The 15352-nt window shown below is 66.4% G+C and carries 16 protein-coding genes; 4 read left to right on the top strand and 12 right to left on the bottom strand.

Going from position 1 to position 15352, the window contains the following annotated elements; all coding sequences use genetic code 11:
- Positions 1-5: 5 nt before the first annotated feature.
- The 5 genes from ACFPO9_RS07675 to ACFPO9_RS07655 all read right to left on the bottom strand — a co-directional run bounded on the left by ACFPO9_RS07675 (position 6) and on the right by ACFPO9_RS07655 (position 4585).
- The gene (locus tag ACFPO9_RS07675; protein WP_379769097.1) at positions 6-932 is read right to left on the bottom strand and encodes a peptidoglycan DD-metalloendopeptidase family protein; all 927 of its coding nucleotides are present in this window, start codon (positions 930-932) and stop codon (positions 6-8) included.
- A 34-nt stretch (positions 933-966) separates the two neighbouring features.
- Positions 967-1848: a protein-L-isoaspartate(D-aspartate) O-methyltransferase gene (locus ACFPO9_RS07670; RefSeq protein WP_379769095.1), complete on the bottom strand. Its 882-nt coding sequence runs from the start codon at positions 1846-1848 to the stop codon at positions 967-969.
- The gene (gene surE, locus ACFPO9_RS07665) at positions 1845-2582 is read right to left on the bottom strand and encodes a 5'/3'-nucleotidase SurE (protein ID WP_379769092.1); all 738 of its coding nucleotides are present in this window, start codon (positions 2580-2582) and stop codon (positions 1845-1847) included. Before surE ends, ACFPO9_RS07670 begins: the two co-directional genes overlap by 4 nt.
- A gap of 180 nt (positions 2583-2762) precedes the next feature.
- A complete protein-coding gene (locus ACFPO9_RS07660) occupies positions 2763-3968 on the bottom strand; it encodes a hypothetical protein (protein WP_379769090.1) in 1206 nt (401 codons plus the stop codon).
- A gap of 8 nt (positions 3969-3976) precedes the next feature.
- The gene (locus tag ACFPO9_RS07655) at positions 3977-4585 is read right to left on the bottom strand and encodes a toll/interleukin-1 receptor domain-containing protein (protein ID WP_379769088.1); all 609 of its coding nucleotides are present in this window, start codon (positions 4583-4585) and stop codon (positions 3977-3979) included.
- 170 nt (positions 4586-4755) lie between these two features.
- Between ACFPO9_RS07655 and ACFPO9_RS07650 the strand changes: the two genes are divergently transcribed.
- Genes ACFPO9_RS07650 through ACFPO9_RS07640 form a run of 3 tightly spaced genes read left to right on the top strand, consistent with a single transcriptional unit; the run spans position 4756 to position 6687 of the window.
- The gene (locus ACFPO9_RS07650) at positions 4756-5742 is read left to right on the top strand and encodes an NADPH:quinone oxidoreductase family protein (protein ID WP_379769086.1); all 987 of its coding nucleotides are present in this window, start codon (positions 4756-4758) and stop codon (positions 5740-5742) included.
- The gene (locus ACFPO9_RS07645; protein WP_379769083.1) at positions 5739-5990 is read left to right on the top strand and encodes an MbcA/ParS/Xre antitoxin family protein; all 252 of its coding nucleotides are present in this window, start codon (positions 5739-5741) and stop codon (positions 5988-5990) included. The genes ACFPO9_RS07650 and ACFPO9_RS07645 overlap by 4 nt, the downstream gene beginning before the upstream one ends.
- A 4-nt stretch (positions 5991-5994) precedes the next feature.
- Positions 5995-6687 (top strand): SOS response-associated peptidase, encoded by a 693-nt coding sequence (locus tag ACFPO9_RS07640; RefSeq protein ID WP_379769081.1) that lies wholly within the window; start codon positions 5995-5997, stop codon positions 6685-6687.
- A 73-nt stretch (positions 6688-6760) separates the two neighbouring features.
- Here the strand turns inward: ACFPO9_RS07640 and ACFPO9_RS07635 are convergent, their stop codons facing one another.
- Complete coding sequence (locus ACFPO9_RS07635) at positions 6761-8869, bottom strand: ATP-dependent DNA helicase (protein ID WP_379769079.1); 2109 nt, start codon at positions 8867-8869, stop codon at positions 6761-6763.
- A 31-nt stretch (positions 8870-8900) separates the two neighbouring features.
- Positions 8901-9101, bottom strand: coding sequence for a YdcH family protein (locus tag ACFPO9_RS07630; protein ID WP_230029886.1), 201 nt, complete (start codon positions 9099-9101; stop codon positions 8901-8903).
- 154 nt (positions 9102-9255) lie between these two features.
- On the opposite strand from ACFPO9_RS07630, the gene ACFPO9_RS07625 reads away from it, so the two are divergent.
- Positions 9256-10059, top strand: coding sequence for a PP2C family protein-serine/threonine phosphatase (locus ACFPO9_RS07625; RefSeq protein ID WP_379769076.1), 804 nt, complete (start codon positions 9256-9258; stop codon positions 10057-10059).
- A gap of 54 nt (positions 10060-10113) precedes the next feature.
- Here the strand turns inward: ACFPO9_RS07625 and ACFPO9_RS07620 are convergent, their stop codons facing one another.
- From ACFPO9_RS07620 to odhB, 5 genes are all read right to left on the bottom strand, one after another.
- The gene (locus ACFPO9_RS07620; protein WP_379769074.1) at positions 10114-10800 is read right to left on the bottom strand and encodes a hypothetical protein; all 687 of its coding nucleotides are present in this window, start codon (positions 10798-10800) and stop codon (positions 10114-10116) included.
- 31 nt (positions 10801-10831) lie between these two features.
- Positions 10832-11929 carry a cell division protein ZapE gene (zapE, locus tag ACFPO9_RS07615; RefSeq protein ID WP_379769072.1) on the bottom strand — a complete coding sequence of 366 codons (1098 nt, stop codon included), beginning with the start codon at positions 11927-11929 and terminating at the stop codon, positions 10832-10834.
- A gap of 141 nt (positions 11930-12070) precedes the next feature.
- The gene (gene lpdA, locus ACFPO9_RS07610) at positions 12071-13501 is read right to left on the bottom strand and encodes a dihydrolipoyl dehydrogenase (protein ID WP_379769070.1); all 1431 of its coding nucleotides are present in this window, start codon (positions 13499-13501) and stop codon (positions 12071-12073) included.
- Between the two features lie 143 nt (positions 13502-13644).
- On the bottom strand, positions 13645-13983 hold the full coding sequence (locus ACFPO9_RS07605; RefSeq protein WP_379769068.1) for a PspC domain-containing protein: 339 nt from the start codon (positions 13981-13983) through the stop codon (positions 13645-13647).
- 26 nt (positions 13984-14009) lie between these two features.
- Entirely contained in the window at positions 14010-15278 is a 1269-nt protein-coding gene (gene odhB / locus ACFPO9_RS07600; RefSeq protein WP_379769066.1) for a 2-oxoglutarate dehydrogenase complex dihydrolipoyllysine-residue succinyltransferase, read from the bottom strand.
- Positions 15279-15352 lie beyond the last annotated feature (74 nt).

Genomic DNA, 15352 nt, shown 5'->3' with positions numbered 1-15352 from the left:
CCTCGCTAACGACTGGGCAGGAACTTCGACGGGTCGACCGGCTTGCCCTGCTGGCGTATCTCGAAATGCAGTTTGACCGTGTCGGCATCGGAATCGCCCATCTCCGCGATCGCCTGGCCCTTGGCCACGCTATCGCCTTCCTTGACGAGGATCGCGCGGTTGTGCGCATATGCCGACAGCAGGCTGTTGCTGTGCTTAACAATCACGAGATTACCATATCCGCGGATGCCGCTCCCTGCGTACATCACCTTTCCGGGACCGGCGGCCATCACCTGCTGACCGAGCCTGCCTGCGATATCGATGCCCTTGTTCTTGCCTTCGTCAAAAGTGGCGAGGATTTTGCCGTTGGACGGCCACATCCAGCTCAGCTTTTCGTCGTCGTTGGCGGTCACGGTGCTACCGGCGGCAAGCGCGCCGGACGGGCGCTCGGCGGCTTTCGGGTTGACGGTCGGGTTGTCGTCTTTCTGGGAATCCGCCAGGTTGCCTTCCGAATAGGCCTTCTTGTCGCCGCGCGGCGCGGTTTTCTTCGGCGGGACGGCCGGTTTCTCGGCGCCGGGCATGGCGACCGGATTGGTGCCGGCCAGGCCGTTGTTGTTGCCGCGGTCGGGCGTCACGCGCAGCACCTGGCCGACCTTGATGTCGTCCGGGTCGGCGAGATTATTCCAGGCGACGATGTCGCGATAATTCTGGCCGAAGTCGAGCGCAATCTTCAGCAGGGTATCGCCCTTGCGCACGGTATAGCTGCCGCGCGCGTCGGCTTTCGGTTCGTCGTTGACCGGGGCCGGGGCCGGCGCCGGGTGCGGCACGCGCGCGCCCTTGTTGGCGGCCGGCGGGGCCGGACGGTCGATCACGGGCGCCTGGCGGGTTTCGGTGCTGCAGGCGCTCAGCACGATACTGATGGTCAGCAGGGCTAGGCGGGGTGTTGGTTTCATTCTCATCTAATTCTGTTACGACTTTCTGGCACTCTCAGACGGTGCCTGGCCGCAGCGGGACAAAATGGCAGGCTTCCAGCGTTTCGCTGGTCCATTCCGATTTGCCGGTGCGGGTGATGCGTTGCAGGTGCTGGACCTGTGCGCCGACGGGCGCCACCAGCCGGGCGCCGATGGCCAGCTGCTCGAGCAGTGCCCGCGGCACCTCGAGACCGGCCGCCGCAAGGATGATGCCGTCGAAGGGCGCCACTTGCGGCAGCCCAAGCATACCATCTCCGTATTGCAAGCGTAGATTTGCAATGCGCAAGGGTCTCAGGTTGGCCTTGGCCAGCTCGTGCAGCGGCTTGATCCGCTCGATCGAGTATACCTCCTGCGCCACGCAGGAGAGCACCGCGGCCTGGTAGCCGCAGCCGGTGCCGATCTCGAGCACGCGCATGAGCCGCCCTCCTTGCGGCTGGCCGCCTTCCCGGAGCAACTCGATCATCCGCGCCACGATATACGGCTGCGAAATCGTCTGGTTATGGCCGATCGGCAGCGAGACGTCGGCATAGGCCTGGCTCGACAGGGCCGGTTCGATGAACATATGGCGCGGCATGCTTTCCAGCGCGGCCAGCACCTGTCCGTCCTTGACGCCCTGGCGCGCAACATGGGCCGCCATGGCCCGGCGCGGCGCCTCGGTGGCGGCCAGGTCGGAGCGTTGCATGGTCTGCTGGGGCTGGGCTGGCTGCGGCGCGCCCGATGCGGCGGGACGCGGACCCGGGCCCGGCGGCGGAAGCTGCCGGGTCTGGGCCTGGCTGGTGCGCGCGTTCTGGGTCGCTGTCTGGGGTGTCGCCACCGGCGCCGGCGCAGCAGGTTTTCGGGTGCTCGCGCCGGTCACGGACGACAGCGGCAAGGGAAAGGTGCTGCGCTTTTCAGTCATTTCAACCAGCCTCGCAACGATTCCAGCTGTTCACGGTGGGTCAGGTCCACCTGCAGCGGCGTGATCGACACGCGTCCCTGGCTGGTGGCATGAAAATCGGTGCCCTCGCCGGCGTCGCGGCAGGCGCCCGGTGCGCCGATCCAGAAAATCTCCCTGCCGCGCGGGTCCTGGGCGCGGATCACCGGCTCGGCCTGGTGGCGGCGCCCCAGCCGGGTCGCGGTAAGCGGCCCCATCTGGTCATACGGCAGGTTCGGGATATTTACGTTCAGCAGGAAAGGCGATTCCAGGGTCTCGAAGTGGCGCAGCACGATGTCGCGGGCCACGCGCGCCGCCGATTCGACCTCGCTCCAGCCGCTGTGGACCTGCGAGAAGGCGATCGCCGGGATCCCAAACAGGTAAGCCTCGGTCGCCGCCGCCACCGTGCCCGAGTACAGGGTGTCGTCGCCCATGTTCTGGCCGTTGTTGACGCCGGAAACGACCAGGTCGGGCCGGACATCCAGCATCCCGGTCAGGGCGATGTGCACGCAGTCGGTCGGCGTGCCGTTGACGAAATAGAAACCGTTTGCAGCTTTCGACACCGACAGCGGCCGGTCCAGCGACAGCGAGTTGGAAGCGCCCGAACGATTGCTGTCGGGAGCCACCACCACGATGTCGGCGACCGCGGCAAGCGCGTCGGCCAGCGCCTGGATACCAGGCGCGAGATAGCCGTCGTCGTTACTGATAAGGATACGCATGCGTGCGATTTTACCTGAAGCAACGGCTGTATCGACGCTTAGGGCTGCACATTTATTGCTCATCGGGACGAAGCGCGCACTGCGCCGGCCCTTCCGCCCGCGCCCGTCGCCGCATGGCCGCGGCCAGCCGTCGCGCATGCGCCACACCTGCGCCCGGCCCAGTCGGGGCGCGGCCAGATCTCAGTTGCGGATCACGCGCCTGCCCTCTTCCATCGCGTGCAGCCCCTCTTCCAGCGCAATCACATGCCGTTCGAGGCGGCGTGCGGCCTCCAGCTCGTCGCCCTGCTGGCCCAGGTAGAGCTGCCCCAGCCGCGCCAGCTCGCGCGCCAGCGGCGCGTCGCCGGCGCGCTCGCGCAGCGCCGCCACGGCCTGCACCAGGCGCACCTCGGCCAGCGGCCGCCAAGGAAAATGGCCGGGTTCCATCCACTCGAGCAAGGTCTCGATGCTGCGCGCCGGGCCCAGCCGGTCGCGCTCGGCGCCGCGGGGCGCCGGCAGGACGGCCTCGGCGATGCCGGCCTGCAGCAACTGGACTTCGTCGAGATAACTGTCGAGCCCGACGCCGTCCAGGCCGTAGCATTCCCCCAACAGGGCTTCGAGCACCGGCTGGTAGCCCGGCTGGCCGCGGCCTTCGCGGCCGTGGCGCCAGCCGATCCGCCCTTCGGCGGCGCCGTCCGGCGGGCTGGGCAGCGGGTAGACCAGCAGCGGCCGCTGCTCGTCCTCGTGGCTGCAGCGGTAGTCGAGCGCGCGCCGCACCACGCCGCCGAGGCCGTCCAGGCTGCGCGGCTCGGGCGTGAACAATCCGACCATCTTGTCCGGCAATAAAGCCGTGCAGACGCTGGTGGCGGCCGAGCGGCCGCTGCGGCAATCGACCAGCACATGGGCGAAGCGCCGCGTCAGGTGGGCCGCAAAGCTGCGGAACAGGGCCGGGCAGGCGCAGAACAGCGCATCCCAGTCGAGCCGGTCGACCCGTTCGCCGTAGCTGTCGTCGAAGCGGCCGGCGCGCATCAGGTAGAGAGGACGGGTATCGTCGACCCGTTCGAGGTAGTCGTCCCAGGCGATGGTCTGCAGCACCTCGTCGGCCAGCTCGCGCACTTCGTCGGCGGGCGCACGCCCGAGCGCGTGCAGGCGCTCGCGGCAGGCTTCGAACAGCTCGAGGACGCCCGCACGTTCAGCTTGCGCGTGCTGGCCCGGAAAATAATGGTGGAGACCCGGCCCTTCGAGGTCCCAGTCGATCATCAGTACCGGCGTTTTCGCGTTTTTGCGTCCAGACAATAGCCATGCGGCATGAACAAGCGCGCGACTGCGCGCACCCGCGCCATCGTACGCGTAAAACGTCGTCACCTCGCCGGCAAGCGCCGGCGCGGAGGTGATGCGATTCGTATCCATATTGCTCCTCATTTTTTGGGAAAGGTGGTATCCGTTATTTCGCGCCACGGGGGTGGGACATCGGGGAGCTCGAATTGGTTGCAGTCGTGCCCCGGCGGCATGTATTTTTTCAGGCACTGGTAATGCGTGACGATGCGCCTGACCATCTTGTCGATGTCGGGCAGGAATTCGGGATTCGATTTCAGGTCGGCGGTCGCCATCGTGAAGCGGGAGAAGTCGACATAGAAGCTGGACTCGGTGATCTGCGGCGGCAGCTGCTCCGGATGCTGGGTCATGATCACGGGGATGATCAGGTGGCTGGGCAGCGCATACCATTTGCTGCGCTCGATTTCCAGCTGGCGCATGGCCGCGTACTCGCGCCGCGTGTAGGCGTGGGCTTCGTACTTGGGCGTGTAAATCAGGATCATGCAGACGCTCTCGCACATCGCGCGCGCGATCTTGTGATCGAGGTCGTCGCCGCCGCCGAGCTGTTCGACGTCGACGAACAATTCGTCTTCGTTGTCGAAGTAGGGCTCGAGGTAGCAGCGCAGGGCGTCGGCCAGGGTGGCCTTGAAGCGCTGCATGAGCTCATGCCGCCCATGGGCATAGCTGAAGAAACAGCCGTAACGGATCCCCATTGCGTTCCCCTAGTTCACTGCCCCTTGGCAGCCACTATCACTGCCACCGGCAGCGGACCAGCTGACTCTACCAACGCATGCATGATGCATGTTGTGACAGCACAAGCGACCCTGCCGGACTCGGCGGAGCTGCCATCGGGCATAATTCCATCTTTCAGAAGGAGAGCGATATGAAGGCGGTCGTTTGCAAGGCCTGGGGACCACCGGACAGCCTGGTGGTGGAAGACGTCGCGGATCTGGTTCCGGGCGCGGGCCAGGTGGTGGTCGACGTGAAGGCGGCCGGGGTCAATTTCCCGGACGTGCTGACCGTGCAGGGCAAGTACCAGGTGAAACCCGAACTGCCCTTCACGCCGGGCAACGAGTTCGCCGGCATCGTGCGCGCGGTGGGCGACGGCGTCACCGCTTACAAGACCGGCGACCGCGTGATCGGCTTCACCCGCACCGGCGCCTTCGCCGAGCAGGCCCTGGCCCCGGTCGAAGCCCTGGTACCCATGCCGCCCGGGATGGACTTCGAGGTCGCCGCCGCCATCACCCTCACCTACGGCACCTCGCACCACGCGATCGTCGACCGCGGCGCGCTGCAGCCCGGCGAGACCATGCTGGTGCTGGGCGCGGCCGGCGGCGTCGGCCTGGCGGCCATCGAGATCGGCAAGGCGCTCGGCGCGCGCGTGATCGCGGCCGCGTCGAGCCCGGAAAAGCTGACGGTGTGCAAGGCCCACGGCGCCGACGTGCTGATCGACTACACCAGGGAAGACCTGCGCGAGGCGCTCAAGGCGGCCACCGGCGGCCGCGGCCCGGATGTGATCTACGACCCGGTCGGCGGCGTCTACAGCGAGCCGGCGCTGCGGGCTATCGCCTGGCGCGGCCGGCACCTGGTGGTCGGCTTCGCCAACGGCGAGATCCCGAAGCTGCCGTGGAACCTGATGCTGCTGAAAGGCGCCTCGGTGGTGGGCGTGTTCTGGGGCGACTTCGTGCGCCGCGAGCCGCAGGCGAACCTGGCGGCGATGCGCCAGATGCTGGGCTGGATGGCGGAAGGCAGATTGCGGCCGCTGGTGTCGCGGCGCTATGCATTGAAGGATAGCGCGCAGGCGCTGAACGACATGGCCGAGCGCAAGGTAACGGGCAAGGTGGTGATCGTACCGGGAGCGACGGCATGAGCGAGGAACGACTGAACCAGGACAGCCTGGCCGCCCTGCGCGCCCGCTTCGAGCAGCAATCGCGCAAGGCCCAGGCCTATTACACCGTCATGCACGCGGTGCGCGCGGTGCTGGGCAGCGACGATGCCGCCAGCGCCTGGATGGAGACGCCGCTGGCGGCCTTCGGCAACCACGCGCCGGCGCAGCTGGTGGGCGAGGGCCGCGTGGACGAGGTGCTGGCCCATGCGCGCACCTTGAAAGGCAGCTGACACCATGTGCGTCAACTACCGCCCTCCCCTCCCCGAGCAGCTGGACATGGTCCTCGGCACCCTGGTCGACCTGTATAAAGACTGGGACTGGCCCACCGAGACCTGGAAGGACTACCTCGCGCCCATCGTGCGCACGGACGCCAACAACCAGCGCATGCTGAGCCTGGCCAGCTACGGCATGGTCCCGCGCCGCCACATCCCGGCCGGCGTGAAGGTCTTCGACACGATGAATGCGCGCGCCGAGTCGATCGCCGAGAAGCGTTCGTTTGCGCCGGCCTGGCACCGCACCCAGCTGTGCGCGGTGCCGATGACCTGCTTCTACGAACCGAATTACGAGAGCGGGAAGGCCGAGCGCTTCGGCATCGGCATGGAGGACGACGCGCCCTTCTTCGTCGCGGGCCTGTGGCGCGAGTGGCGCGAGGCGGACGGCAATCCGGGCACCTCCTTCACCCAGATCACCATCAACGCCGATGAGCATCCGCTGATGAAGCGCTTCCACAAGCCGGGCGACGAAAAGCGCGCGCTGGTGGTGCTGCCGCCGGAAGACGTGGATGCCTGGCTCAGCTGCCGCCATCCCGACCTCGCGCGCGAGTTCCTGCGGCATTACCCGGCCGAGCGGATGAAGGCGTGGGCAGCGCCGGCGGCGCCGCGGGCGAAAAAGGTGGCGGTGGTGCCGGAGACGGGTTCGTTGTTTTAATGGTGGCGTGGGCAAATGCCCACGCACCTTGGGTCCCCGCCAAGGCGGCCGGCTAGGTCGGGGACGACGTGGGTCATGCGTCCGTTTCCGGCTTCTGCTGATAAAAATCGATGACGTCCGCCTGCACCCGCGTACGCCGGAACGGCGGCAAACTCTGCCAGATGCGCCGCCCATACGGCTTGCTGATCACGCGCGGGTCGCACAGCATCAGCACGCCGCGGTCGTCGACGTCGCGGATCAGGCGGCCGGCGCCCTGTTTCAGGTTGATGATCGCTTCCGGCAGCGTGTGGTGGACGAAGCCGTTCATGCCCTTCTTTTCCATCACTTCGATGCGCGCCGCCAGCACCGGATCGTCCGGCGGGGCGAAAGGCAGCTTGTCGATGATGACCAGGGACAGCGCCTCGCCGCGCACGTCCACGCCTTCCCAGAAGCTCTGGCTGCCCACCAGCACGGCGTTGCCGGCGGTGCGGAAGGAATCCAGCAGCTCGGTGCGGCCGCGCTCGCCTTGAACGAACAAGGGGAACGCCAGCCCGCGCGCCGCGAACTCTTCGCGCAGGCGCTCGGCCACGCGGTTCACCGCGCGGATCGTCGTGCACAGGAAGAAGGTGCGCCCGCCCGCCGCTTCGATGACCGGCAGCGCCGCGTCCACCACGGCGTCGGTGTAGCCCATCGTGTTCGGTTCCGGCAGCCCAGTCGGCACGTAGAGGATGCCCTGCTCCTGGTAATCGAAGGGGCTGGGCCAGGTGCGCGCCGGCTCGCCGGTCATGCCCATCTGCGAGGTGAAGTGCTTGAAGTCGCTCTTCACCGCCAGCGTCGCCGAGGTGAAGATCCAGCTGCGCGGCGTGCCGGCGCGCTGGCCGGCGAAGATCGGCGCGATCGACAGCGGCGTCTTGTGCAGCTGCAGCGAGGACGAGAAAGCCTCGACCCACAGCACCGCCTCGGCGCCGGCGAACTGGCTGTAGTCCTTTTCCTTCGGGTCCTTCTTGACCGGCGCCTGCTTCCAGTCCTTGAAGCTCTCCAGCATTTCCACCGCGCGCACGCGGCACTGTTCCAGGGTCTCGGCGCGCTCGGCGTTTTCCTCGAGCACGTCGACCATGCCTTCCAGTTCTTCCTTCAGCTTTTCCAGCGCCGGGAAGAAGTCCGAGCTCGGCGGAATCTGCGGCAGCGACAGGCGGGTGCCACCTTCCGGGAATGTCAGGCGCAGGTCGCGCGCGGCCTTCTCGACCACCATCACGGTCTTGGCCCAGTCCGGGCCGCCGCGCGCATGCGCCAGGCCTTCGGCCAGCACGTCGCGGCACAATTCCAGCACTTGCGAGGTCGAGACCGTGGTGCCGAAGAACAGGGTCGCCACTTCCGGCAGCTGGTGCGCCTCGTCGAAGACGATGGTGTTGGCGGACGGCAGCAGCTCGGCCATGCCGCCCTCCTTCAGGGCGACGTCGGCGAAGAACAGGTGGTGGTTGACCACGACCACGTCGGCCTGCTGGGCCTCGCGGCGCGCCTTCATCACGAAGCAGTCCTGGTAGTACTGGCATTCCTGGCCCACGCAGTTTTCGCGGGTCGAGGTCACCAGGTTCCATACCGACGCGGTTTCGGGCACTTTCGCCAGCTCGGCCTTGTCGCCCGAGTTGCTCATCTTGATGAAGCGCGAGATTTCGCGCAGGTGGCCGACGTCGTCGCGCGAGGTCAGGCGCCCGTTCTGCAGCGTACGTTCCAGGTTGTAATGGCAGACGTAGTTGGCGCGGCCTTTCAGCAGCGCCACCGAGACCGGCGCGCGCAGCGCCTGGCGCACGTTCGGGATGTCGCGCGAGAACAGCTGGTCCTGCAGGTTCTTGGTGCCGGTCGAAATGATGGTCTTGCCGCCCCACAGCAGCGCCGGAACCAGATACGCGAAGGTCTTGCCCGTGCCCGTGCCGGCCTCGGCGATGAGCGTGCCCTGCTTGCCGATGGCGTCGGCGATCGCCTTGGCCATCTCGGTTTGCGACTGGCGCGGCTTGAAGCTGCCGACGGCGGGCGCGAGCGGGCCGTTTGGGCCGAAGATGCGGTCGACTTCGGCATCGTATTTACCCGGCGCAGCGGATTCGGCCGCGTCGGGCGCGGCGGCATCGGCATTGTCGGCAGTGTTCGCAGTGTCCGCAGGAACGGGCTCGCCGGCAAGGCCGGACAGGGGCAGGTGATCGGTCAAAATAGGAATCTGGCGGTGAAAGACTGACAGCTTACGCTGGCACGTCCGGCACCAACTGCATTTTCAGCAAAGTGATGTGGTCCTTCAGCTGCAGCTTGCGCTTCTTCAGACGGCGCAGCTGTAACTGGTCGGAATGGCCGTCCCGCGTCAGCATGTCGATGACAGCGTCGAGGTCGCGGTGTTCCACGTCGAGTTCAACAATACGGCGGTGGATCTCCTGGACGTCGATCATGTTGGCATTTCCGAACTTAAGAGCTGTTGCTGGGGTGGGAGGACGCGATTCTTCGTTACGGCTTGCAACTGTAGTACAAACCAGTGCATAGTTTAATCTACGCCGACGTTGCCGCCAACAAAGTTCGGCAAGCCGGTATCGGAAAGCCACGTTTATGAGTTCATACAAGTTAGAAGCGGGAACCGCGCAGCACATCGGCAACCGCCCGCAGCAGAACGACCGGGTCGCATTGATGACGGGGACGCGCGCGCCCGGCTACGTGCTGGCGGTGCTGTCCGACGGCATCGCCGGCGCGGCGGCCTCGGAGCAGGTCCTGCACACGGCCAAGCAGGTGTTCGACCTGTTCAAGCCCGGCGACCATCCGGCCCTCGAACGCCTGGAGCAACTGCTGCGCGACATCGTGCAGGAGACGCACATGGTCATCAAGATGAACGCGCTGGCCGCCCAGGCCGAGGCCCATGCCAGCTTCGTCGGCTTGCTGCTCTCGCCGCATGGCGAGGCCGTGTGGGCGCACGTGGGCGATTCGCGCCTCTACCACTTCCAGAACGGCGCCTGCCTGGCGCGCAGCGGCGACCTTGAATACGTCGAGCACCTGGTCGCGACCGACCGCCTGCCGCCCGAGGCCGCGAAGAACCACCGCAAGTCCAAGCTGCTGGTGAATGTGCTGGGCAATAGCCGGAAGGATCCCTACGTCACGATCGGCCACCACACCGGCCTGGGCGCCGGCGACGTGTTCCTGCTCGCCTCCGACGGGCTGTGGCACTTCTTCACCGACGCCGAACTGGGCGCCGCCACCTCGCGCGCGACGCCGCGCCAGGCATCGGAGATGCTGATCAGCAAGGCTGGCGAGCGTTCGCAGGGCAAGGGTGGGAATTGCACGATGGCGATCCTGAAGCTGGTGCGGCCGCCGCAGGATGCGGGGAATTACACGGTGCAGAAGTTAAGGCGCGCGGTGTGACGCGGGCGTGGGCACGTGATTGATGCCCCCGGCATCAATCACCCCACCCTGCATTTACTTGGCCGCTGGGCTTGCCGCCTTTGCCGCGCTGGCTGCTTCTTCCTCGGCCTTCTTCGCCAACTTCGCCGCCCGCTCCGCCTTCCTGCGCGCCACATCGCGCTGGCGCTCTTCCACTTCGGCCTTGCGGCGCTCGAAATCGCGCACGTTCTGGGCGCGCTTCGGCGCGTCGGCCGCTTCCCTGGCCTGGGCCGCCTTCAGTTTCGCATTGCGCCCGGCCACGCGGCCCGGCACGGTCGGGGCGCGCGGCGCCGGCGCTTCCTGGACTTCCCGGCTCGGCTGCGGCGGCTGGGCGGCCAGCGCCGCCTCTTCCTCGCGGTATTTCTTCTCGGCTTCGGCCAGTTTGCGGTCGCGCTCGTCGACCACGGCCTGGCGCTTGAAGCGCTCGGCCTGCACCTCGATCGCGCGCTGGGCCGCCAGCGCACTGCGGCGGCGCTCCTTGGCTTCGTCGAGGCAGCGGTTGACGAAGAACTTGTCGTAGCAGACCCGTTCGCGCTCGGCGAAGCGGGCTTCGATGCCGGCGCGTTCGCGCGCCACCGCGGCCAGTTGCTGGTCGGCTTGCGCCACGGAAGTCACCGGCGGCGGCGGCGCTTCGCGCGGGGCCGGACGGTTGGTGCCGCAGGCGGCCAGCAGCAGGGACAGCATGGCGGGCAGCAGGCGGCGCTTGAACGTTTCGGCTTTCATCGTGTTCTTGTTTTCCTTTTCGATGGGACGGTCACGCGAGCGCGTCGGCGGCGCCGCGGCGCTCGGCCAGCATGTACTCGCGCGATTGCATCTCAATGATACGCGACACCGTGCGATGGAACTCGTTCGACATCGCGCCCTGCGTGTACAGCTCCTCGGGCGCAACCTCGGCCGACATGATCAGCTTGACCTTGTGGTCGTAGAACACGTCGATCAGCCAGGTGAAGCGGCGCGCCTCCGAAGACATCGAGGCCGACATGCGCGGCACGGCGGACAGGATCACGGTGTGGAAGCGGCTCGCCAGCTCCAGGTAGTCGTTCTGCGAGCGCGGGCCGCCGCACAGGGTGGCGAAATCGAACCAGATCGCGCCGCCGGCATGGCGCAGGGCGCGGATCTCGCGCTGCTCGATGTGCACGATCGGATTCTCGTCGGCGGTGTCGGCGACCTTGCCCCAGGTGTCGCGCAGCATGTGGTCGCTGGCCGCGTTCAGCGGCGTGTAATAGGCCTGCACCTGCTCCAGCGCGCGGTGGCGGTAGTCGATGCCGGCGTCGACGTTCATCACGTCCAGCTTCGCCTTCAGCAGCGCGATGGTCGGCAGCATGCGGTCGCGGTGCAGGCCGTCCGGATACAGCTTGTCCGGATCGTAGTTCGAGGTCATCACGAAGGAGACGCCGAGCTCGAACAGGCTTGAGAGCAGGTTGTACATGATCATCGCGTCGGCGACGTCGCTGACGTGGAATTCGTCGAAGCAGATCAGGCGGTATTTTTTTGCGATGCGCCTGGCGACTTCCTTGAGCGGATCTTCGACGCCCTTCAGCTCGTCGAGCTGGCGGTGCACGGCGCGCATGAATTCGTGGAAGTGCAGGCGCGTCTTGCGCACCACCGGCACCACCGAATAGAAGCTGTCCATCAGGAAGGACTTGCCGCGCCCCACCCCGCCCCACATGTAGATGCCCTGCGGCACGTCGGGACGGTTGATGAGGCGCTTGAAAGCGGACGACCGCTGGGCCTTGTAACGGACCCAGTCGTCGTACGCCTGCTGGAGACGGTCCACCGCGCGCTGCTGGGCCGCATCGGACTTGAAGCCGCGCTCGGTGAGGGCGTGCTGGTAATACTCTTGGACGTTCATGGAATACCGGTGTTTTGAATGGGGCGTGGGCACGGGGTGCCCACCCTACGTATCGTGTATCCGGTATCCGTGGGCGACCCGGCGGACACCATGGATTCGATCCGTAGGGTGGGCACCCCGTGCCCACGTCACGTGTGTTACTTAGAAGTTCAGCGAACGCTTGTCGACGGCGAGCGCGGCTTCCTTGGTCGCTTCGGACAGGGTCGGATGCGCGTGGCAGATGCGTGCGATGTCTTCGCTTGATGCCTTGAATTCCATCGCCACCACGGCTTCCGAGATCAGCTCGGAAGCGACCGGGCCCACGATGTGCACGCCCAGGATCTCGTCGGTGGCCGCGTCGGCGATCACCTTGACCATGCCGGTGGTGTCGCCCAGCGCGCGCGCACGGCCGTTGGCCATGAACGGGAAGGTGCCGGCCTTGTACGCGACGCCGTCCTTCTTCAGCTGCTCTTCGGTGCGGCCGACCCACGCGATTTCCGGCGAGGTGTAGATCACCCACGGAATCGTGTTGAAGTTGACGTGGCCGTGCTGGCCGGCGATGCGCTCGGCAACCGCGACGCCCTCTTCTTCCGCCTTGTGCGCCAGCATCGGGCCGCGCACGACGTCGCCCACTGCCCAGATGCCCGGGACGGCGGTGCGGCACTCGTCGTCGACGGCGATGAAGCCGCGCTCGTCGAGCTGCAGGCCGACGGACTCGAAGCCCAGGCCGATGGTGTTCGGCACGCGGCCGATCGAGACGATCAGGCGGTCGAAGACGGCGGTCTGTGCGGCGCCGGTCGAATCCGCGTATTCCACGGTGACGCTGTTGTCGCCCTTGACGATGTTACCGATCTTCACGCCCAGGTGGATCTCCAGGCCCTGCTTGGTGAAGGCCTTCTGCGCTTCCTTGGCGATCTGCTGGTCGACCGCGCCCAGGAAGGCCGGCAGGCCTTCCAGCACGGTGACCTTGGCGCCCACGCGGCGCCAGACCGAGCCCATTTCCAGGCCGATCACGCCGGCGCCGATCACGCCGAGTTTACCCGGCACGGCATCGATGGCCAGCGCGCCAGTGTTCGACAGGACGATCTTCTCGTCGAACGGGGTGCCCGGCAGTTCGCGCGGGTTCGAGCCGGTGGCGACGATCACGTTCTTGGCCGTCAGGGTGTCCGTGGTCGGACCCGAGACGTTGACGGTGAAGCCCTCGCCAGCCTTGCCGGCGAGCGTGCCGCGGCCGTGGAAGAAGCTGACCTTGTTCTTCTTGAACAGGTAGACGATGCCGTCGTTGTTGGCCTTGACCACGCTGTCTTTACGCTTCAGCATCTGCGGCAGGTTCAGGGACAGGCCGGCGACGTCGATGCCGTGCTCCTTGAACGCATGGCCGGCGTGCTCGAAGTGTTCCGACGATTGCAGCAGCGCCTTCGACGGAATGCAGCCGACGTTGGTGCAGGTGCCGCCCAGGGCCGGACCGCCCTTGGCATTGGTCGCCTCGTCGATGCAGGCCACCTTGAAGCCCAGCTGGGCAGCGCGGATGGCGGCCACATAGCCGCCGGGACCGCCGCCGATCACGACGACGTCAAATTGTTGTTCGCTCATTATTCATTCCTTATTCGTTCCCGTTGCCGTCGTTCCCGCGGAGGCGGGAACCCAAGTTCTGCTGGCGCTGACGAAATGCCTGCAAACCTGGGTCCCCGCCTGCGCGGGGACGACGTTAACTATGTGCGGGTACGACGGTTAAATTATTCTTCCGGTACGAAGATCCACAGCAGCAAATAAATCACCGCCCCGAATCCGAACGTGAGGGTGAACAGTGTGAAGACCAGCCGCCACACCCACGAATCCACGCCCGAGACCTGGGCCAGGCCGCCGCACACGCCGCTGATCCAGCGGTCGGTGCGCGAGCGGCGCAGCGTGTTCAGCTCGGAGGCGAAGCTCCCATCCGAGGCCGTCGACCTTCCCTTGTTCAGGTTCACGGTCGACGAGGACAGGATCTTCGCCTTGGCCTGTTCGAATTCGGCGTCGGTCAGGGCGCCGGCCTGGTGCAGTTCGTGCAAACGCTTGAGTTCATCAGCAATCATGGCAGGCCCCCTTCCCGAGGAGAGATTTACAGGTCCAGCAGCAGGCGCGCCGGATCTTCCAGCGCGTCCTTCATGGCCACCAGGCCCAGCACGGCTTCGCGGCCGTCGATGATGCGGTGGTCGTAGGACATCGCCAGGTAGTTCATCGGGCGGATCACGATCTGGCCGTTTTCGACGACAGCGCGGTCCTTGGTCGCGTGCACGCCCAGGATGGCCGACTGCGGCGGGTTGATGATCGGGGTCGACAGCATCGAGCCGAAGGTGCCGCCGTTCGAGATCGAGAAGGTGCCGCCGGTCAGGTCTTCCAGGGTCAGCTTGCCTTCCTTGGCTTTCTGGCCGAATTCACCGATCTTCTTCTCGATGTCGGCGATCGACATCTGGTCGGCGTTGCGCAGGATCGGCACCACCAGGCCACGCGGCGAACCGACAGCGATACCGATGTCGAAGTAGCCGTGATAGATGATGTCGTTGCCGTCGACCGAAGCGTTCAGGATCGGGTACTTCTTCAGCGCGTGCACGGCGGCCTTGACGAAGAAGGACATGAAGCCCAGCTTGACGCCGTGCTGCTTCTCGAAGTTGTCCTTGTACTTGGCGCGCAGGTCCATGACCGGCTTCATGTTGACTTCGTTGAAGGTGGTCAGGATCGCGTTGGTCGACTGCGACTGCAGCAGGCGCTCGGCGATACGGGCGCGCAGGCGGCTCATCGGCACGCGCTCTTCCGGACGGTCGCCCAGGTTGGCCGGGGCCGGTGCGGCGACCTGCTGCAGGGCCGGTTTGGCGGCCGGTGCGGCCAGCGGGGCCGGTGCGGCCGGGGCAACGCTGCCTTTGTTGGCGACGGCGGCCAGGGCGTCGCCCTTGGTCACGCGGCCGTCACGGCCGGTGCCGGTGGCGTCGGCGGTGCTCAGGTTGTTGTCGGCCAGGATCTTGGCGGCCGCCGGCATGGCGACGTCGCCCTTGCTGCCGGTCGATGCCGAGGCTTGCGGCGCCGGCGCTGCTGCCGGTGCGTTGGCGACCGGGGCGGCGGTGATGCCGATCGGGCTGGTCTGCGCCGATGCTTCGGTATCGATGATGGCGATGACTTCGCCGGCGACGACGGTCGCGCCGTCGGCCTTGATCAGCTGCACGATCACGCCGGCGCTCGGGGCCGGCAGTTCCAGGACCACCTTGTCGGTCTCGATGTCGATCATGTTCTCGTCGCGCGAAACGGATTCGCCGACTTTCTTGTGCCACGACAGCAGGGTCGCTTCAGCAACCGATTCCGACAGTTGGGGAACCTTGACTTCGATTTGTGCCATTTAAAAACTCCAATAATTATTCTGTGCAAAAGCCCCGTGCCGCTTTGAGCATGAATGCTGCACGGGGCGCTCCT

Source organism: Massilia aerilata (assembly GCF_042656905.1).
Lineage (GTDB): Bacteria > Pseudomonadota > Gammaproteobacteria > Burkholderiales > Burkholderiaceae_D > Telluria > Telluria aerilata.
This window is presented reverse-complemented; position numbering and strand designations above follow the sequence as displayed.